Source organism: Stutzerimonas chloritidismutans (genome assembly GCF_051486945.1).
In the GTDB taxonomy this organism is placed as follows: Bacteria; Pseudomonadota; Gammaproteobacteria; order Pseudomonadales; family Pseudomonadaceae; genus Stutzerimonas; species Stutzerimonas chloritidismutans_B.
In genome coordinates this window covers 612,138-632,037 of the sequence record NZ_JAHVDX010000001.1, presented here as the reverse complement: position 1 = coordinate 632,037, position 19,900 = coordinate 612,138, and the positions used below count along the sequence as shown (strand labels likewise).

The window sequence follows — 19,900 nt, the reverse complement described above, 5'->3', positions numbered from 1 at the left end:
TACTCCTGAACAGCCCGAGCGCCGGGCTGCCCGCGATATTGGTTCCTGGCGGCTGCTGTCAGCCGCGTGTTCGATTGCGTCGTCCTGGCTCAGCGCTTGTTCTGCAGCGCAGTACCGAGCACCTGCAGGTACGCGACCAGGGCATCCATCTCGGTCTTGCCCTTGACCGCTTCCTTGGCGCCGGCAATGTCGTCTGCGGTGTACGGCACGCCTACGCTGCGCAGGGCTTCCATTTTCTTGGCAGTGTCCTGGCCGTCGAGCGTTTGCTCGACCAGCCACGGATAGGAAGGCATCTTCGACTCGGGTACCACGTTGCGCGGGTTGTACAGGTGTGCGCGGTGCCAGTCGTCGGAGTAACGGCCGCCGACGCGAGCCAGGTCCGGGCCGGTACGCTTGGAGCCCCATAGGAACGGATGGTCGTACACGCTCTCACCAGCGACCGAATAGTGGCCGTAGCGCTCGGTTTCGGCGCGGAAGGGGCGGATCATCTGCGAGTGACAACCGACGCAGCCCTCACGGATATAGAGGTCGCGGCCTTCGAGCTGCAGCGCGGTGTAGGGCTTCATGCCCTCGACCGGCTCGTTGACGGTGTCCTGGAAGAACAGCGGAACGATCTGCGTCAGGCCGCCGATGCTCACCGCCAGGATCATGAACAGGGTCAGCAGGCCGACGTTCTTTTCGAGTATTTCGTGCTTCTTCATCTCTCGGCTCCTCAGGCGATCTGCGCAGCGGCGTCATATTCGGCCGGCTTGGAGGCCTGCACGGTGCGCCAGGTGTTGTAGGCCATCAGCAGCATGCCGGTGAAGAACACCGCACCACCGATCATGCGCACCACGAAACCGGGGTGGCTGGCTTCCAGCGCCTCGACGAAGGAGTAGGTGAGGGTGCCGTCTTCGTTGATCGCGCGCCACATCAGGCCCTGGGCGATCCCGTTGACCCACATCGAGGCGATGTAGAGAACGGTGCCGATGGTCGCCAGCCAGAAGTGAGCGTTGATCAGGCCGATGCTGTGCATCTGCTCGCGACCGAATACTTTCGGGATGAGGTGGTACAGGGCGCCGATGGACACCATGGCAACCCAGCCGAGGGCGCCAGCGTGTACGTGGCCGATGGTCCAATCGGTGTAGTGGGACAGGGCGTTGACGGTCTTGATCGCCATCATCGGACCTTCGAAGGTCGACATGCCGTAGAACGCGAGGGAGACGACCAGGAACCGCAGGATGGGGTCGCTGCGCAGCTTATGCCAGGCGCCAGAGAGGGTCATCATGCCGTTGATCATGCCGCCCCAGCTCGGTGCCAGCAGGATCAAGGACATCACCATGCCCAGGCTTTGCGCCCAATCCGGCAGCGCCGTGTAGTGCAGATGGTGCGGGCCGGCCCAGATGTACACCGTGATCAGCGCCCAGAAGTGCACGATCGACAGGCGATAGGAGTAGACCGGACGCTCGGCTTGTTTGGGCACGAAGTAGTACATGATCCCGAGGAAACCGGCGGTGAGGAAGAAGCCCACCGCGTTATGGCCGTACCACCACTGGACCATGGCGTCGGTCGCACCGGCATACAGCGAGTAGGACTTCATCGCGGTCACCGGCACTTCCAGGTTGTTGACGATATGCAGGATCGCGACGGTCAGGATGAAACCCCCGAAGAACCAGTTGCCTACATAGATGTGCTTGACCTTGCGGGTCGCCAGGGTGCCGAAGAACACCACCGCATAGGCGACCCAGACGATGGTGATCAGGATGTCGATCGGCCATTCCAGCTCGGCGTATTCCTTGGAGCTGGTGAAGCCCAGCGGTAGGCTGATCGCGGCCAGCAGGATCACCAATTGCCAGCCCCAGAAGGTGAACGCGGCCAGCTTCGGCGCGAACAGGGTGGTCTGGCAGGTGCGCTGGACCGAATAGTAAGAGGTCGCGAACAATGCACAGCCGCCAAAGGCGAAGATCACGGCGTTGGTGTGCAAGGGCCGCAAACGACCGAAACTGGTCCACGGCAGGTCGAAGTTGAGTACGGGCCAGGCGAGCTGTGCTGCGATGAAAACGCCGAGCCCCATCCCGACGATTCCCCACACCACCGTCATGATGGCGAATTGGCGAACCACCTTGTAGTCATAGGCGGCACTGGTTGCTGTGTTCATGTATGGGCTTCCATCCACGGGTTAAGTGCAGTTTTTTGTAGCGTTGAAGCAGTCGGATCTTTCACTTGAAAGCGGGGGCAAGCATGGGGAAAGGGCAAATGGCCGGTATTGACGCTGATCAATGCGCGCAACCCGGTGAAAATCCATTCGTCCGCGTCGATCGGCCCGAGGGCGAGGCACGTGCGACCCTGATCCTGGCGCACGGTGCCGGTGCGCCGATGGACAGCCCGTTCATGCAAGACATGGCAGAACGCCTTGTGGCGCGGGACATTGCGGTGGTGCGCTTCGAGTTCGCCTACATGGCCGAACGCCGGGCGACGGGGCGCAAGCGGCCGCCGAATCCGCAGGCGCAACTGCTCGAGCGGTGGCGCGAGGTGTATGCCGACGTGCGACAGCAGACCGCAGGGCGGTTGGCCATCGGCGGCAAGTCGATGGGCGGGCGGATGGCGAGCCTGCTGGCCGATGAGCTCGGTGCCGATGCGCTGATCTGCCTGGGCTACCCGTTTTACGCAGCAGGCAAGCCGGAAAAGCCGAGGGTCGCGCACCTGGCCGCCATTCAGACGCCGACCTTGATCCTTCAGGGCGAGCGCGACGCTCTGGGTGATCGCGACAGCGTCGCCGCCTACGACCTCGCACCGGCGATCAGGCTCGAATGGCTGGCCGCTGCGGACCACGACCTCAAGCCGCTGAAACGCTCAGGACTGACGCATCAGCAGCATCTGGACGCTGCGGCCGATGCGATTGCGGCGTTCCTTGCTGAGGTCAACGGTTGAAGCGTTCCACCAACGCGTATTGGGTGTGCGCCGTGGCCGTCAGTTCTTCGGACAACAGCGCCGAGCTCTCGGCATCGCCTGCGGTCTGGTCGGCGAGCCGGGCGATGTTGCCCACGTTCTGGCTGATTTCCTCGGCGACGGCGCTTTGCTGCTCGGTTGCCGAGGCGATCTGCGTGCTCATGTCGATGATGCGCGCGACCGCTTCGCCAATACCGCAGAGCGCCCGGTCCGCATCAACGACCCGCTCGACGCCGGCGCTGGCATGCCTGCGGCCCGCTTCGGTGGTCTCGACCGCTTGCCGTGCCTGCTGTTGCAAGGTCTCGATGAGCCGGTGGATCTGCCCGGTGGCGTCGGCGGTTCGCTGTGCCAGCTGCCGCACCTCGTCGGCCACGACGGCAAAGCCGCGGCCGCTTTCCCCAGCGCGCGCGGCCTCGATCGCCGCGTTCAACGCCAGCAGGTTGGTCTGGTCGGCGATGCTCTTAATCACGTCCACCACCGTACCGATTTCGTTGCTGTTGTGTGCCAATGCCGATACGGCAGCGCCGGTTTCGGTGACGGCCTCGGCCAGTTGTTCGATGGCCTTGCGTGTATCTGAACTGATTTGCCGCCCTTGGGTGGCGAGTTGGTTGGCCTGTTCGGTGGCGTCTGCGGCAAGCGCGACGTTGCCAGCAACTTCCTGTGTAGTCGCGGCCATCTGCGTGATTGCCGCGGCAACCTGTTCAGTCTCGTGGTGCTGTCGCGACAGGCCGTCGGAACAGCTGTGAGCGAGCGAATCTGCCCGCTTGGCTTGTTGTTGCAGCTGCACGGCGCTGTCCTGCAGGCGCGTCAGGCAGGTTTTCAACCGTGCGTGCTCGCTGAGCATCGCCATCTCCAGTTGAGCTTCGACACCGTGGCTGTCGGTGTACATTCGGGCGATAAGCGGGTCGCTGGTGGATTGCTGCGCCAGGCGTAGCAGGCGGTTCATGCCGCGCATCTGCCAGTGGCGGCCGGCCAGGCCGAGCGGCACTGAGAGCAGTGCTGCCAGGGCGAAGCCCCAGCCGTGATCGAACCAGGCGCCGATCAGAAAACCGATCTGGCTGATAATGATGAAGGGTAACCAATTGAAGGCGACGGGCAGCCAGGTGTCGCGCCGAGGCACGCCGCTTTTGCCGGCATTCAGGCGCGCATAGAGCGCCTCGGCACGGCTGACCTGCTCACGGGTGGGCTTGGTGCGCACCGATTCATAGCCCACTACGTTGCGCTGGGCATCGAGCACCGGCGTGACGTAGGCGTTTACCCAGTAATGGTCGCCATCGATGCGACGGTTTTTGACGATGCCCATCCAGGGCCTGCCACTTTTCAGGGTGGCCCACATATGGCCAAACACCGCTGCAGGCACGTCCGGATGGCGAATCAGATTGTGCGGGGCGCCGATCAAGTCGTTGCGGTCGTAGCCGCTGACCTCGACGAAACTATCGTTGCAATAGGTGATCTTGCCGGTCAGGTCGGTAGTAGATATCAAACGCTGCTGGTCGGGGAACGCATACTCGCGCTGGGTGACGGGCTGGTTGTTTCGCATGTCGGACGCCTGGCGGGTGAAGGTGGCTCTGGCCACTTATCGAAAGTCGGTCACGTCTGCGCGACGTCCTCGGTAGGGGAGCACTGGCGCCCGCCGTGACCTTTTATATGTGCACCTTAACGGCCGCTTCGCGCTGGGCTGAAGGGTTGCATATGGCCATCCGGCCAATAAAAAAGCCCGTGGAAGCGGCGCTGCCACGGGCCGAAAAGGCTGCAGGGGTTGCCTGATCAGCCGTCGATCAACTGGCGCAGCACATAGTGCAGAATGCCGCCGGCCTTGAAGTACTCGACCTCGTTGAGCGTGTCGATGCGGCACAGCACCTGGAAGCTGTCCTGCGAGCCGTCAGCGCGCTCGACGTCGACCGTCAGCAACTGGCGGGGCTTGATGTCCGCGCTCATTCCGCGAATCGACAGCCGTTCGTTGCCGGTCAGACCGAGGGACTTGCGATTTTGGTCCCCGACGAATTGCAGCGCCAAGACACCCATGCCGATCAGGTTGGAGCGGTGGATTCGCTCGAAACTCTCGGCGATGACCGCCTTGACGCCGAGCAGGTTGGTGCCCTTGGCCGCCCAGTCGCGGCTCGAGCCGGTGCCATATTCCTTGCCGGCCACGACGACCAGCGGCACGCCTTCGCGCTGGTAACGCATCGCCGCGTCATAGATCGACATGCGCTCGCCGCTGGGCTGGTGCAGTGTGTCGCCACCTTCTTCGCCGCCAAGCATTTCGTTCTTGATACGGATGTTGGCGAAGGTGCCACGCATCATCACCTCGTGGTTGCCGCGGCGCGAACCATAGGAGTTGAAGTCCTCCGGCGGTACGCCCAGCTGCTGCAGGTAGACGCCCGCCGGTGAGCTTGCCTTGATGTTGCCCGCCGGCGAGATGTGGTCAGTGGTGATGGAGTCGCCAAACAGCGCGAGCACACGGGCGTGCTCGACATCTGCCGGGGGCTGCGGCGCCTGGCCGATGTCCTCGAAGAAGGGCGGGTTCTGCACATAGCTGGAGTTGCCGTTCCACTGGTAGGTGTCGCCCGGCGTGACGCGAATGGCCTGCCATTTTTCCTCACCGGTAAACACGTCGGCGTAGCGCCTGCGGAACATGTCGCCATCGATCAGCGAAACCGCCTCGTTGACTTCCTGGCTGGTGGGCCAGATGTCGCGCAAGTACACCGGCTGCCCGTCGTTGCCCGTGCCCAGCGGCTCGGAGGACAGGTCGATACGTGTCGTCCCGGCCAACGCATAGGCCACGACGAGCGGCGGCGAGGCGAGCCAGTTCGCCTTGACCAGCGGATGCACGCGGCCCTCGAAGTTGCGATTGCCGGACAGCACCGAGGACACCACCAGGTCGTTGTCCACGATGGTTTTGCCGATGGCGTCGGGCAGGGGGCCTGAGTTGCCGATACAGGTGGAGCAACCGTAGCCGGTGAGGTAAAAGCCCAGTTCATTCAGATAATTCGTAAGGCCAGCCGTCTTCAGGTAGTCGGTCACGACCTTTGAGCCTGGCGACAGCGATGTTTTCACCCAAGGTTTGCGCGCCAATCCGCGTTCGACCGCTTTTTTCGCTACCAGGCCGGCGGCCATCAACACGTTGGGGTTGGAGGTGTTGGTGCAGGAGGTGATAGCGGCAATCACCACCGAGCCATGCTTGAGTTCGAAGCTCTCGCCGGCAACGGGATAAGTCGCGTCGGCTTCGCTTTTCTTGCCGCCGGTTTCCAGCAACAGGTCGAAATTGCTGCCGATGTCGCTCAGCGCGACCCGATCCTGAGGTCGCTTTGGCCCAGCCAGCGAGGGCACGACATCGCCCAGGTCCAACTCAAGGGTGTCGGTGAAGATCGGGTCGGGCGAGCCGCTGTCGCGCCACATGCCCTGAGCCTTGTAATAGGCCTCGACCAACGCGATGCGATCCGGATCGCGTCCGGAGAGGCGCAGGTAGTCCAGCGTCACTTCGTCGACAGGGAAAAAGCCGCAGGTCGCGCCGTATTCAGGCGCCATGTTGCCGATGGTGGCGCGGTCGGCCAGGGGCAGCTTGTCGAGGCCGGGCCCGAAGAATTCGACGAACTTGCCGACTACCCCGTGCTTGCGCAGCATCTGCGTGACGGTCAGCACCAGGTCGGTCGCGGTAACGCCTTCGTTCAGCTTTCCGGTCAGGCGGAAGCCGACCACTTCGGGGATCAGCATCGACACCGGCTGGCCAAGCATGGCGGCCTCGGCCTCGATACCCCCGACACCCCAGCCCAGCACGCCGAGGCCATTGACCATGGTGGTGTGCGAGTCGGTGCCGACGAGGGTGTCCGGATAAACAAACGTCTCGCCGCCTTCGTCGCGCGTCCAGGCGACCTGGGCGAGGTATTCCAGATTGACCTGGTGGCAGATGCCGGTGCCCGGCGGCACGACCTGGAAGTTGTCGAAGGCCTGCTGGCCCCAGCGCAGGAACTCGTACCGCTCGCCGTTTCGCTGGAATTCGATGTCGACGTTCTGCTCGTAGGCGTGCTCGTTACCGAAGCGGTCAACCATGACCGAGTGATCGATCACCAGATCGACCGGCGACAGCGGGTTAATCCGTTGCGGATCGCCGCCGGCGCGGGACACGGCATCGCGCATGGCGGCCAGGTCGACCACGGCGGGCACGCCAGTGAAATCCTGCATCAGCACACGTGCGGGTCGGTACTGTATTTCTTGCTCGGAGGTGCGCGTCTTGAGCCACACGGCGAGCGAGGTAAAGTCATCGGCGCGCACTGTCACGTCGTCTTCCCAGCGCAGCAGATTTTCCAGCAGCACCTTGAGCGACGCCGGCAAGCGGCTGATGTCACCGAGCTGCTTGGCGGCTTCCGGCAGGCTGAAGTAGTGGTAGGTCTTGCCGTTTACCTCGAGGCTGCGACGGCATTTCAGGCTATCCAGGGATGGCATTCGTCTCTCCTTGGCCCGCACGGCCGGGCTAAATGGATCGGGAGCGTGTTCTTGAACCTAGCCCCTGGGGAACGGGTCCGCCAGGTGGCTGGCCGCCAGTCGGATGGCGCAGAGGTGGAGGCCGCGATGCATCTGGGCCGGCGAGGCGAGGGCTGGCCGGCGAGGCGCAGCGGAATCCAGCAACTGTTTAACTGGACCGGAGCAGCGAGCCTGGGGTTCCCCGCTCGGCTATCATGTGCGGCTTTTGTCGCAGGGCGTTTCGGCGCCCATCGCAGGATCCATTTGATGAACATACTTTTGCTGCACTGCCGCCCGGGATTCGAAAACGAGGCCTGTGCCGAGATTAGCGATCAGGCCGCGCGGCTTGGCGTGGCCGGCTACGCCAAGGCCAAGCCGGACAGTGCGTATGCAGAGTTCGTCTGCCAGGACGGGGGTGAAGCCGAGCGGTTGATGCGCGGCGCCCGCTTCGCCCGGCTGATCTTTCCACGCCAGTGGTCACGCGGCGAATGGCTCGTGCTGCCGGAGAGCGACCGCATCGGTGTGCTGCTGGAGCATCTTGATTCGCGTATGACCTTTGGCAGCCTGTGGCTTGAAGTCTTCGACACCAATGAAGGCAAGGAACTGTCGACCTTCTGCCGTAAGTTCGAGGCGCCGCTGCGCAAGGCGTTGGGGCAGGGTGGCCGGCTCGCGGCGGCAGAGGCTGGGCCCCGATTGTTGCTGGCATTCAAGAGCAGCCGGGAGGTTTTCGTCGGTATCGCCGAGGCGGGCAACAGCGCCATGTGGCCGATGGGTATCCCGCGGCTGAAGTTTCCACGTCAGGCACCCAGCCGCTCCACGCTCAAGCTGGAGGAGGCCTGGCATCATTTCATCCCGCGAGAACAGTGGGGCGAACGCCTCGCCGCCGGCATGACGGCCGTCGATCTAGGCGCTTCGCCGGGTGGCTGGACCTGGCAATTGGTCAATCGTGATATCGAGGTCATGGCCGTCGACAACGGGCCGATGAACGCCGAGCTGCTGGATTCCGGCCTGGTCGGGCATTACCGCGCGGACGGCTTCAGCTTCCGCCCCAAGCGCCCGGTGGACTGGATGGTCTGCGACATCGTCGAGAAGCCTGCGAAGAACGCGGCGCTGCTGGAAACATGGATCGGCGAAGGCCTGTGCCGCGAGGCGGTAGTCAACCTCAAGCTGCCGATGAAGCAGCGCTACGCCGAGGTCAAGCGCCTGTTGGAACGCATTGCCGACGGGCTTGCCGAACGTGGGGTCAAGGCGAGCATCGGCTGCAAGCAGCTCTATCACGACCGCGAGGAAGTGACCTGCCACCTGCGCCGCCTTTGACGCCGTGAGATGACCCGGACGCGTATCTGCGCGACAATCCCGCCCCTAATTGCTGGAGCCTGCAATGCCTGAAACAGCCGAAATGCCCGCCGATGCGGTGCTCGATGCCACCGGCCTGAACTGCCCTGAACCGGTCATGATGTTGCACAACAAGGTTCGCGCGCTAGCCGGCGGCGAGCTGCTAAAGGTCATCGCTACCGATCCGTCGACCCAACGCGATATTCCCAAGTTCTGCGTTTTTCTCGGCCATGAGCTGGTCGATCAGCAGGCTGACGGCGACACCTATCTGTACTGGATTCGCAAGAAAGCTGAGTAGGTCAGACGCAGGGCGGCAGGAAGGCCAGCTGCAGCCCGACAAACACCGTCGCCAGCGCCGCAATGAAGTGGATGCCCGAGGCGACCTTGGTCACGAAGATCTGGCGCTCGTTCAGGTCGTGCGGCGGGCGCGACAGTTTCCACGAGCGGTGGCCGAGAAACAGCAACAACGCCACCACGACCAAGGTCGCGACACCGAAGCTCGCGTTCAGCCAATTGAAGATGCCTTGCTCTGGGTTTGGCGGCGCAAATTCGCAGACCACCGCATGCGAGCCATACATGGCGGCGAACCACAGGCTCCAGATGGTCAGCCCGAACGGAATCTGGACGGGATGGAAGACTGAGGTGCGGTTGTACTTCATCAGGCACCTCCCCATGCCGACGGAAACAGGACGATGGCGGCATACGCGGCCCAGACGACGCCCAGGTTGTAGTACCAGAGCTGCTCCACCACGATCACCTCATAGGGTGCCTTGTCCCCGACATAGCCGTACATCACCCGCAGCGCCTGCAGGATGGTCAGGATGGTGGCGAGGCCGCAATGGATCAGGCTGTAAGCGAGGATGACGAAGATCACCGCGTCGTGCGCTGTTTCGGTCACCTCCAAGCCTGCTGAGAGCAGCACCCAGAGCAACAATGCGAACTGCACCAGCCCGATAGCTGCGATGGCACTCAGGTTCAGCATCAGACGCCCACCATTCCCGCGGCGCAGGCGGCCGGGCACCAAGCGCATCCACAGAGTGCCGCCGGTCAGCACGACGGCACTGGCCAGCATCAGCCAGCCGTTCAGGCTGGATGTTTCTGGCACCCGCCAACCTGGCGAAACGGTCCACAGGTAAAACCAGCCAAACAGCAGCGACAGGTACATGGTGCCGTTTGCCAGCAATGTGACGCCCATGCCCCAGAGCCCAGGGCCGTCGAATGTGCGCGAGTGCAAGGGAGGCTCGTCCGGTTGGGTCTGGGCATCGGGCGCGGCGGCGGGGTGCGCGCCGTTCTCCCAAGACCAGCGGAACAGCACCGCCAGCGTCGCCACGGTCGCCACCAGCGCGAGCCAGTAAACCTTATTCAGCAGGCTCAGGCAGAGCACGGCCAGGAACACCGACGCAATGAAGGGCAACCAGCTGTTGCCGGGCAAATGGATCACCTCGCGCACCTCGCCGGACAGCGGGTCCGAGCCCCAGGTCTCGCGTCGCCCATGGTCGATGGTCTTCAGCGCATGCTCGGCGCGGGCGATGCTGTGGGGCAGGTCAGGGTCTTTCCAGAGCGGATGGCGGTCGGTGACGTCCGGCAGGCTGACGAAGTTGTAGGGGCTGGGCGGCAGGCTGGTCGCCCACTCCAGCGTGTCGGCGTTCCACGGATTGGTCTTGGCGGGCTGGCCGAAACGGAAGTGCAGCACGACGTCCAGCAGGATGGTGCCGATCCCGATTGCCATGATGAAGCTGCCGATCGAAGAGATCAGGTTTGGAATGTCCCAGCCTAGCCCCGTGTCGTAGGTGTAGACGCGCCGTGGCATACCGATCAGCCCGGTCCAGTGCATGATCAGGAAGGTCATGTTGAAGCCGATGAAGACCAGCCAGAACCCCCAGCGGCCCAGTCGCACCGAAGGCATCCGACCTGAGAAATGCGGCAGCCAGTAATACAGCCCAGCCATCAGCGGGAAGAACATTCCGCCGACGAGTACGTAGTGCATGTGCGCGACGACGAAGTGAGTGTCGTGCACCTGCCAGTCGAAAGGCACCAGCGCAACCATCACGCCGGTCAGGCCGCCGCAGACGAAGACGATCAAAAAGCCCACCAGCCACAGCATCGGCACGTGATACACCGGCTTGCCCAGCCAGAGCGTGGCGATCCAGGCAAAAATCTGTACGCCAGTGGGGATCGCGACCAGCATGCTCGCCGCCGAGAAAAAGCCCAGCGCGAGCGCCGGAATGCCGACCGTGAACATGTGGTGTACCCAGAGCCCGAAGCTTAGGAAACCGGTGGTCAGCACCCCGAGCACGACCCAGCGATACCCCACCAAAGGCCGTTGGCAGAACACCGGCAGCAACGTCGACACGATGCCGGCGCCGGGCAGAAAGATGATGTACACCTCGGGATGGCCGAACAGCCAGAACAGGTGCTGCCAAAGCACCGGGTCGCCACCACGGGCGGTATCGAAGAAGGGCAAGCCGCCGGCGCGTTCCAGTTCCAGCAGGATGCTGCCCAGGATCAGCGGCGGGAAACCGAACACGATCATCAACGCCATCACCAGGATGTACCAGGCGTACAACGGCATCTTGTGCAGCGCCATGCCGTTGGTGCGGGTGCGCAGGATCGAGACGACCAGCTCGACGCCGGCGCTGACGGCGGAAATTTCGACGAAGGTGATACCCAGCAACCAGAAGTCCGAGTTCACGCCCGGCATGTGCGACGAGCTCGACAGCGGCGTGTACATGAACCAGCCGGCCTTGGGCGCGACGCCAAAGAACACGCTGGAAAGCAGGATGATGCCGCCGAACAGGTAGCAGAAGTAGCCGAGCGATGAGAGTCGCGGGAAGATCAGGTCGCGTGCGCCGATCATCTTCGGGATCAGGTACACCGCCAGGCCTTCCATCATCGGCACGGCGAACAGGAACATCATCACCGAGCCGTGCATGGTGAAGACCTGGTTGTAGACTTCCGGCTCCATCAGCACGTAGCCCGGCAGGGCAAGCTGGGTGCGGATCAGCATCGCCATCAGGCCGCCGATGAGGAAGAAGATGGCGCCGGTCACCAGGAAGCGCAGGCCGATGCTGGTGTGGTTGACGATGGTCAGCGCGCGCCAGCCGCGCGGGTTACCCCAGACGTCGTTGAACTGGTCGTGCAGCTGATCCGGGTCGGTGCAGGGAGCGGAATCCCTGAAGGATGAATTCATGGAGCGAGCGTCTCCAGCCAGTCGGCCATCTGGTCGAGTGTTTGGGGGGGAATGTCGTCGTGCGCGGGCATGGCATTGCCGAACTTGAGCGTCTTGTGCTCGCTCAGCCAGCGGCGCAGGCCTTCGCTGTCGTTCTCGATCACACCAGCGCCCAGGCTGGGGCGAGTCGCCAGATCGGTGAGGTCCGGCGCGCGATCACCTTCGCTGATGCCGGCCACGCGGTGGCATTGCCCGCAGCGGTCGCTGAACACCTGGCCCGCCTCGCCTGGCGGGCCATTGCTGAAACGCAGGTTTTCACGTGCGGTTATCCAGCCCTCGAAGTCGGCTTGCTCCATCGCCTCGACGTGCAGCTTCATGTGGGTGTGTTGCAAACCGCAGAACTCGGAGCACTGGCCATGGAAGACCCCGGCATGCCCGGCCTGGATGCGGATGACATTGGTGCGCCCGGGCAGCATGTCCATCTTGCCGCCAAGCCGCGGAATCCAGAATGAATGGATGACGTCAGCACTGGTCACCTGCACGTCGATCAGCCGCCCGGCAGGAATGATCAGCTGGTTGGCAGTCACCACTCCGCTGTCCGGGTAGCGCACCTCCCACCACCATTGGTGGCCCGTGACCTCAACCTTGAGCGGCTGCTCGCCCTCGACCGGTAACGGCATCATGCTGCGCCCGGTTGGAATGCCGAAAATGAGCAACACGATGATGCTCAGGCTGGGCAGTACGAGGCCGCCACCAATGACCCAGCGCCGGTTGATCCGTATCGCCTCGTCGGGGCTAGTCTCGCGTGGCTTGCGGGCCAGGGCATAGATCCAGATCGTACTGACCGCGACCAACACCAGCGTGGCGAAGGCGAACATCCCCCACCAGACGTTCGCCACCTGGCGCGCCATTGGACTAGCCGGGTCCAGTGCCGACAGCGGGCCCCCGCAGCCCGCCAGCAAAGGAACTGCCAGCGCCAGTGTGGTCCATTTCTGAAAGCGGCCGACTCGTTTAGCGAGGCGTCGCTTCTTCCCCGACCCCTGCTGGAGCGCCGAATGGCCCGTTACCGAGACTCCATCCATAGCCGTGCCGCAATCGCCGGCCACCCGCTGCACCCGATGCTCATTCATTTCCCTGTCGCCGCGCTGACCGGCTTGCTGCCAGTCGACCTGGCGCATATCTGGACCCTTGACGACTTCTGGTGGCGTGCGGGGCTTTGGCTGGCTGGCGTCGGTGCGCTGGGCGGTTGGGTGGCCAGTATCTTCGGGTTGATCGACCTCGTCAGCGTCCGCGAAATTCGGCAGAAGATCACCGCCTGGTGCCATGCGATCCTCGCCGTGATGATGCTCTCGCTGGCCTCGCTCAATTGGCTGCTGCGCTTTCAGAACGATGCGCAGAGCATGCAGTTCTGGGCGTTGTACCTGTCGGCGATCACGGCGCTGCTGATCTCCCTTGCTGCGTATCTCGGCGGCCGGTTGGTCTATGAGCATGCTGTCGGGGTCGACCTGGACAAGGCGTAAGCGCGGGACTAGAGGCGGCTGTCGTTCATTCATGGGCGGCATCGTCTCGGTCTAGAAGGGTTTGGCCAGTACCAGCCAGAGCGTCGCGGCAATGAACGTTGCCGCCACGACGCCCAGCAGGCGGCAGCGGATGCTCACGCTCTGCTCCGGCGCTCGCTCGATATGCAATACGAGCACCCCGCACAGCGCATGGCAAAGAACCATGCCCGCGACCGTGCTGAGCTTGACGATCAACCAACCGGCGACGATGCCGTCCTTGAGAAACAGCGCTGTGCCTGAGCCGATCGCAATGAGTGCCGCCGGCGTTCCGATGAGGTTGAACACCATGCGCGTCAGGTGCGCATGGTCTCGGTAAAAGAGAGGGTCACTGCGTCGGGTGCCCGCGGCTATCAGCGCTGGCAGATAGAGCAGCGTGCCGCACCAGCAGAGCAGTGCCGCGAAGTGCAGCAGTTTGAGCAAGGGCATTCATGTCTCCGTCCCGCCCGTGGCAAGTCAGAGTTGTGACACCCCGGTATCGGTGCGGTTCGAAGCAATTGGCGTAGCGCTGGCCAGGCGGCGCAGCGCTACGCGACAGAGGCGTCAGGCCTGGGCGTCGCGATCGGCTTGCCTGAACAGCTGGCTGCCGCAGCGGCTGCAGAACGCAGCGTTCGGTTCATGGGTGAGCTTTTCGCAGGTTGGGCAGCGATGCTGCAGGCTGTCGGCGCGCATCGCCGTGGCGAGCTCGGCCGTGAAAATGCCCGTGGGGACCGCGATGATCGAATAACCGGTGATCATCACGAGCGTCGCTACCGCCTTGCCGAGCGGCGTAAGCGGGACGATATCCCCAAAACCCACGGTGGTGATCGTCACGACCGCCCAGTAAATGCTCATCGGAATACTGGTAAAGCCGTTCGCCGGCCCTTCGATTACGTACATCAGCGTCCCGTACACCAGCACCATGGTCGTAACGCTGAGCAGGAACACGATGATTTTCTGTTTACTGCCGCGCAGCGCGACAAGCAGGAAATTGGCCTGGCTGAGGTACTGGGTCAACTTGAGCACCCTGAACACCCGCAGCATGCGGATCGCGCGGACCACCAGTAGATATTCGGCATCTGGCAGGAGCAGGGCGATGAATGCCGGCACCACGGACAGCAGGTCGATCGCCCCGTAAAAGCTGAACACGTATTTACGCGGCTCTGGGTGGCAATAGATACGCAACAGGTATTCGATGAGGAAGATGCCCGTGAACAGCCATTCCAGGCCGTCGAGCAACAGCCCGTAGCGCTCGCTGTAAAGGGCAATGCTGTCGAACATCACCACCACCAGGCTGGCGAAGATGACGACGAGCAACCAAGTGTCGAAGCGCCGGCCGGCCGGGGTGTTGGTGAAGAAAATGATGATGTACAGGCGCTCTCGCCAATGCATGGATCGGAGGGCGTCGTTGTCCATATGAGGCTCCCAGGAAATGTGCGGCCAGTATCCCCGACTTCGATAAGGGCGCAAGCGTATGGTTGCAGCAAAGCGCTCGCGCTGCTCTGGCTCAAGGCACGGGGAATTCATCCGGCTTGCGTCGGGTCAACCCTTCAGGCGGCAAGTTTTGCCACTCTTGATTTTCAGGAATAGTCTTAGCCTTGCGCATCAAGCCGTTGGAGAGCGACATGTCAGATTCGAAGTTGGTCGACCCGTTCGGCCGACGCATCACCTACCTGCGACTCTCGGTTACCGACCGCTGCGATTTTCGCTGCACCTACTGCATGAGCGAGGACATGGTCTTCGCCCCGCGTGCGCAGATTCTGACGTTGGAAGAACTCTACGCCGTCGCCGATGCCTTCATCAGCCTGGGTGTCAAGCGCATCCGCGTGACCGGTGGCGAGCCGCTGGTGCGCAAGGGCCTGACTGGCCTGCTCGCGCGCCTCGGTGCTCGCGATGAGCTTGAAGACTTGTCCATCACCACCAACGGCTCGCAGCTGCCTACGCTCGCACCGGCATTGAAAGCGGCCGGCGTGACCCGGCTAAACGTCAGCTTGGACTCGCTGCGCCCCGAGCGCTTCGCCGAACTGACCCGTCGCGACAAGCTTGCCCAGGTGCTCGAAGGCATTGAGGCCGCCCGTCATGCGGGTTTCCGCCGGATAAAGCTGAACAGCGTTATCCAGAAAGGGCGTAATGATGACGAAGTGCTGGACTTGGTGCGCTTTGCCGTTGAGCAAGGTCTGGACATCAGTTTCATTGAGGAAATGCCGCTAGGCCGGGTGTCGAGTCACGAGCGGGAAATCACCTTTTGCTCAAGCGACGAGGTGCGCGAGCGCATCGAGTCAGGCTATTCGCTTGTGCGCAGCAGCCACACCACTGGCGGGCCCTCACGTTACTGGCAGGTCGCGGGCAGTGAAACCCAGGTCGGCTTCATCTCCCCACATAGCAACAACTTCTGCGGCAGCTGCAATCGGGTACGTGTCACGGCTGAAGGTAAGTTGGTGCTGTGTCTAGGGCATGACGGCGCGCTGGATCTCAAAGGACTGATGCGGCGTTACCCCGGTGACAGTGATCGTCTGCGCCAGGCGTTGGTTGATGCCTTACAGCTCAAGCCGGAAAAGCATGAGTTCCGCACTGACGAGCAGGTTCAGGTGGTGCGCTTCATGAGCATGACTGGCGGCTAACGGCGCTATCGCGGCGGTGGTGAGCCCACTGCTCAATTGGCCGCCAGAGCTTGACAGCCTGTGCGTCAGCGCTGCTGGCAATCAGCAGGCACATGCTAGACTTCGCGGCTTTCTCCACGACGCGCCCCGATTTCATGCAGCCACAGGCGACTACCCATTTCCAGCCCGCGAGCCGATAGCCAGGAAGGCCCTCATGCGTCTGAAAAGCATCAAGCTCGCCGGTTTCAAATCCTTCGTCGACCCGACCACGGTCAGCTTCCCAAGCAATATGGCAGCGGTAGTTGGGCCCAACGGCTGCGGCAAGTCCAATATCATCGATGCGGTGCGCTGGGTCATGGGCGAGAGCTCGGCGAAAAACCTGCGCGGCGAATCAATGACCGATGTCATCTTCAACGGCTCGAACACGCGCAAACCTGTCACCCAGGCCAGCATCGAGCTGATCTTCGACAATTCCGATGGCACCTTGACCGGCGAGTACGCCGCCTTCGCCGAAATCTCGATCCGCCGCCGCGTGACTCGCGACGCGCAAAACACCTATTTCCTCAACGGCGTGAAATGTCGGCGGCGGGATATTACCGACATTTTTCTTGGCACCGGCCTCGGCCCGCGCAGCTATTCGATCATCGAGCAGGGGATGATTTCTCGGCTCATCGAAGCCCGCCCGGAAGATCTACGAAATTTCATCGAAGAAGCGGCCGGCATCTCGAAGTACAAGGAGCGACGCCGTGAAACCGAGAACCGCATCCGCCGCACCCATGAAAACCTTGAACGTCTGACTGACCTGCGAGAAGAGTTGGAACGGCAGCTCGAACGTTTGCACCGCCAGGCGCAGTCGGCCGAGAAATACCAGGAATACAAGGCTGAAGAGCGCCAGCTCAAGGCGCAGCTCTCGGCATTGCGCTGGCAGGCGCTGAACGAGCAGGTTGGGCAACGCGAGCAAGTGATCGGCGACCAGGAGGTCGGTTTCGAGGCGCTGGTGGCCGAGCAGCGCAACGCCGATGCGAGCATCGAGCGATTGCGCGATGGCCACCACGAATTGTCCGAGCGATTCAATCTCGTGCAGGGCCGCTTCTATTCGGTAGGCGGCGACATCGCGCGGGTCGAGCAAAGCATCCAGCACGGCCAGCAGCGCCTGCGTCAGTTGCAGGATGACCTGCGCGAAGCCGAACAGGCTCGGCTGGAAACCGAATCCCACCTGGGCCATGACCGCACACTGCTCGCGACGCTCGCCGAAGAGCTTTCCATGCTCGAGCCCGAGCAGGAGCTCGCTGGTGCTGCCGCCGAGGAAACCGCGGCCCAGCTCGAACACGCCGAGGCTGCAATGCAGCGCTGGCAGGAACAGTGGGAAGGCTTCAACCAGCGCAGCGCAGAACCGCGACAGGTGGCTGAGGTGCAGCAGGCGCGTATCCAGCAGCTCGAGCATGGGTTGGAACGGCTGGCCGAGCGTCGGCGCCGCCTCGATGAGGAGCGCGTTACGTTGAGCGCCGATCCGGAAGACGCCGCTATCGTCGAATTGAGCGAGCAACTGGCGACCGGCGACATGACGCTTGAAGGCCTGGCCGAAGCGCAGCAACAGACTGAGCAGCGGCTGGAAGAGCTGCGGCAACGGCTGCATGACGTCGGTCAGGCGCAACAGCAGGCGCAGGGGGAGCTGCAACGCCTGAACGGCCGCATTGCATCCCTTGAAGCCCTGCAGCAGGCGGCGATGGATCCGGGCAAAGGGGTGTCCGAATGGCTGCGCGAGCAGGCGCTGGATCGCTACCCACGACTGGCGGAAAGCCTGCGCGTCGAGCCGGGCTGGGACGTAGCGGTCGAAACGGTGTTGGGCGCTGATCTGCAGGCCATACAGCTCGATGACTTCGATGGTTTGGACCTGGACGGTTTCGAGCAAGGTGACCTGCGCCTGGTCAGCTTCATCAATGACGGCCGGCGTGTTGCTGGCAGTTTGCTGGAAAAGGTCGACTCGACGTTTGACCTGTCGCCCTGGCTCGGGCTCGTGCGCCCAGTGGAAGACCTGGCGCAGGCCTTGGCCGAGCGCGCTGCATTGGCGGATGGCGAAAGCCTGATCAGTCGCGACGGCTACTGGGTCGGTCGGCATTTCCTGCGGGTGCGGCGTGCCGGCGAGGCGGAGTCCGGCCTGCTCGCGCGCGGACAGGAGCTCGAGCGGTTGCAAGCTGAGCGCGAAGCGCGAGAAGAATCGCTCGCGCAGCTTGAAGCAGAACTCGACACCCTGCGCCACGCTCAGCGCGAGCACGAAGAAACACGTGAACGGCAGCGCCGGGAATACCAGGACCAATCGCGTCAGTTGGGTGAGCTGAAGGCTCGGCTTTCGGCAAGCCAGGCGCGTCTCGAGCAGCTCAGCCTGCGCCGGGTGCGGCTGGAAGCTGAACTTGCCGAGTTCTCTGAACAGCGGGACATCGAGACTGAGCAGCTCGGCGAATCGCGGTTGCGTCTGCAGGATGCGCTCGATGCGATGGAGCAGGACACAGAGCAGCGAGAGGTTTTGCTCGCCAGCCGCGACGACATTCGCGAGTCGCTCGACCGGATTCGTCAGGAAGCGCGGCAGCAAAAGGATCGTGCCCATCAGCTCGCCATTCGCATGGGCTCGATCAAAGCCCAGCACGATTCGACACGCCAGGCCCTCGAGCGGCTCGAACAGCAGTTCGAGCGAGCGGTGGAGCGCCGCGAGCAACTCAGCCTGAACTTGGAGGAGGGCGGCGCACCGCTCGAAGAGCTGCGCATGAAGCTCGAGGAATTGCTGGAACGTCGACTTGGCGTTGAGGAAGAACTCAAGCAGGCACGCCTCGCCCTCGAAGATGCCGACCGTGAGTTGCGTGACGCCGAGCGGCGCCGCAGCCAGGCCGAACAGCAGGCGCAACTGTTGCGCGGGCAGCTTGAGCAGCAACGTATGGAATGGCAGGGGCTGACGGTCCGCCGCAAGGCGCTGCAGGAGCAGTTGCAACTGGACGGCTACGACCTGCATGGCGTGTCGGCCACTTTACCCGCGGAGGCAAGCGAGGTGGAGTGGGAAGCCGAGCTGGAGCGCCTTGCCGCACGCATTCAGCGCCTCGGGCCGATCAATCTTGCTGCTATCGACGAATATCAGCAGCAATCCGAGCGCAAGCGCTATCTCGATGCGCAAAACGACGACCTTGCCGAAGCACTGGAAACGCTAGAGAACGTCATCCGCAAAATCGACAAGGAAACCCGCAACCGTTTCAAGGAAACCTTCGACCAAATCAACGGCGGGCTGCAAGCCCTGTTTCCCAAGGTTTTCGGCGGCGGCAACGCTTATCTGGAACTTACTGGGGAAGATTTACTCGATACCGGGGTGGCGATCATGGCGCGCCCACCGGGCAAGAAGAACAGCACCATTCATCTTCTGTCCGGAGGCGAGAAAGCGTTGACTGCGTTGGCGTTGGTGTTTGCGATCTTCCAACTAAACCCCGCGCCGTTCTGCATGCTCGACGAGGTGGACGCTCCGCTGGACGACGCCAACGTTGGGCGCTATGCGCGGCTGGTCAAGGAAATGTCGGAAAAGGTGCAGTTCATTTACATCACTCACAACAAGATTGCGATGGAAATGGCGGACCAGCTCATGGGGGTCACGATGCATGAGCCCGGGTGCTCGCGCCTCGTTGCGGTAGATGTAGAGGAGGCCGTCGCCCTTGCGGAAGCATGAGTGCATTCCCGGAGCGGGACGGCGCAAGCACCGCGTAGAACCTATAAAAGAGCGGGGGCGGGCGGTGCACATCGACCGTTCGTCGTGCTAGTTTAGAGCGCAATTTTTACGATGCGGAGCAGAGCCTGTTCAGCGGCTCGGAAACTGCGTCTTTATCTTCGATTTCAGG

General features: G+C 62.8%; 15 protein-coding genes. 6 read left to right on the top strand and 9 right to left on the bottom strand.

Going from position 1 to position 19,900, the window contains the following annotated elements; all coding sequences use genetic code 11:
* Positions 1–89: 89 nt before the first annotated feature.
* Complete coding sequence (gene ccoO, locus KXR72_RS02715; RefSeq protein ID WP_437419585.1) at positions 90–701, bottom strand: cytochrome-c oxidase, cbb3-type subunit II; 612 nt, start codon at positions 699–701, stop codon at positions 90–92.
* 11 nt (positions 702–712) lie between these two features.
* Positions 713–2,137, bottom strand: coding sequence for a cytochrome-c oxidase, cbb3-type subunit I (gene ccoN, locus KXR72_RS02710; RefSeq protein WP_437419584.1), 1,425 nt, complete (start codon positions 2,135–2,137; stop codon positions 713–715).
* An 83-nt stretch (positions 2,138–2,220) separates the two neighbouring features.
* On the opposite strand from ccoN, the gene KXR72_RS02705 reads away from it, so the two are divergent.
* Positions 2,221–2,910: an alpha/beta family hydrolase gene (locus KXR72_RS02705; RefSeq protein ID WP_437419583.1), complete on the top strand. Its 690-nt coding sequence runs from the start codon at positions 2,221–2,223 to the stop codon at positions 2,908–2,910.
* On the opposite strand, the gene KXR72_RS02700 is transcribed toward KXR72_RS02705, so the two are convergent.
* Positions 2,900–4,468, bottom strand: a complete 1,569-nt coding sequence (locus KXR72_RS02700; protein WP_437419582.1) for a methyl-accepting chemotaxis protein — start codon at positions 4,466–4,468, stop codon at positions 2,900–2,902. The genes KXR72_RS02705 and KXR72_RS02700 overlap by 11 nt on opposite strands.
* Before the next feature lie 227 nt (positions 4,469–4,695).
* Positions 4,696–7,371 carry an aconitate hydratase AcnA gene (gene acnA / locus KXR72_RS02695; protein ID WP_437419581.1) on the bottom strand — a complete coding sequence of 892 codons (2,676 nt, stop codon included), beginning with the start codon at positions 7,369–7,371 and terminating at the stop codon, positions 4,696–4,698.
* A gap of 285 nt (positions 7,372–7,656) precedes the next feature.
* Here acnA and rlmM point away from each other — a divergent pair, with 285 nt between their 5' ends.
* Positions 7,657–8,706 carry a 23S rRNA (cytidine(2498)-2'-O)-methyltransferase RlmM gene (gene rlmM, locus KXR72_RS02690; RefSeq protein ID WP_437419580.1) on the top strand — a complete coding sequence of 350 codons (1,050 nt, stop codon included), beginning with the start codon at positions 7,657–7,659 and terminating at the stop codon, positions 8,704–8,706.
* 64 nt (positions 8,707–8,770) lie between these two features.
* Positions 8,771–9,022 (top strand): sulfurtransferase TusA, encoded by a 252-nt coding sequence (gene tusA, locus KXR72_RS02685; protein WP_437419579.1) that lies wholly within the window; start codon positions 8,771–8,773, stop codon positions 9,020–9,022.
* A gap of 1 nt (position 9,023) precedes the next feature.
* On the opposite strand, the gene KXR72_RS02680 is transcribed toward tusA, so the two are convergent.
* The 3 genes from KXR72_RS02680 to coxB are packed head-to-tail and all read right to left on the bottom strand — an operon-like array spanning position 9,024 to position 12,804.
* On the bottom strand, positions 9,024–9,383 hold the full coding sequence (locus tag KXR72_RS02680; protein WP_437419578.1) for a hypothetical protein: 360 nt from the start codon (positions 9,381–9,383) through the stop codon (positions 9,024–9,026).
* Complete coding sequence (gene ctaD, locus KXR72_RS02675) at positions 9,383–11,914, bottom strand: cytochrome c oxidase subunit I (RefSeq protein WP_437419577.1); 2,532 nt, start codon at positions 11,912–11,914, stop codon at positions 9,383–9,385. Before ctaD ends, KXR72_RS02680 begins: the two co-directional genes overlap by 1 nt.
* Positions 11,911–12,804 (bottom strand): cytochrome c oxidase subunit II, encoded by an 894-nt coding sequence (coxB, locus tag KXR72_RS02670; protein ID WP_437419576.1) that lies wholly within the window; start codon positions 12,802–12,804, stop codon positions 11,911–11,913. The genes ctaD and coxB overlap by 4 nt, the downstream gene beginning before the upstream one ends.
* A 144-nt stretch (positions 12,805–12,948) precedes the next feature.
* On the opposite strand from coxB, the gene KXR72_RS02665 reads away from it, so the two are divergent.
* Entirely contained in the window at positions 12,949–13,413 is a 465-nt protein-coding gene (locus KXR72_RS02665) for a DUF2231 domain-containing protein (protein WP_437419575.1), read from the top strand.
* 51 nt (positions 13,414–13,464) lie between these two features.
* Here KXR72_RS02665 and KXR72_RS02660 read toward each other — a convergent pair whose 3' ends face one another.
* Together KXR72_RS02660 and KXR72_RS02655 are read right to left on the bottom strand one after the other, a co-directional pair.
* Positions 13,465–13,878, bottom strand: a complete 414-nt coding sequence (locus KXR72_RS02660) for a CopD family protein (protein WP_437419574.1) — start codon at positions 13,876–13,878, stop codon at positions 13,465–13,467.
* Positions 13,879–13,992: 114 nt separating this feature from the next.
* Complete coding sequence (locus KXR72_RS02655) at positions 13,993–14,844, bottom strand: ion transporter (protein ID WP_437419573.1); 852 nt, start codon at positions 14,842–14,844, stop codon at positions 13,993–13,995.
* Positions 14,845–15,053: 209 nt separating this feature from the next.
* Between KXR72_RS02655 and moaA the strand changes: the two genes are divergently transcribed.
* Positions 15,054–16,049: a GTP 3',8-cyclase MoaA gene (gene moaA, locus KXR72_RS02650; protein WP_437419572.1), complete on the top strand. Its 996-nt coding sequence runs from the start codon at positions 15,054–15,056 to the stop codon at positions 16,047–16,049.
* Positions 16,050–16,242: 193 nt separating this feature from the next.
* Positions 16,243–19,731 carry a chromosome segregation protein SMC gene (gene smc / locus KXR72_RS02645; RefSeq protein ID WP_437419571.1) on the top strand — a complete coding sequence of 1,163 codons (3,489 nt, stop codon included), beginning with the start codon at positions 16,243–16,245 and terminating at the stop codon, positions 19,729–19,731.
* Positions 19,732–19,900: the final 169 nt, after the last annotated feature.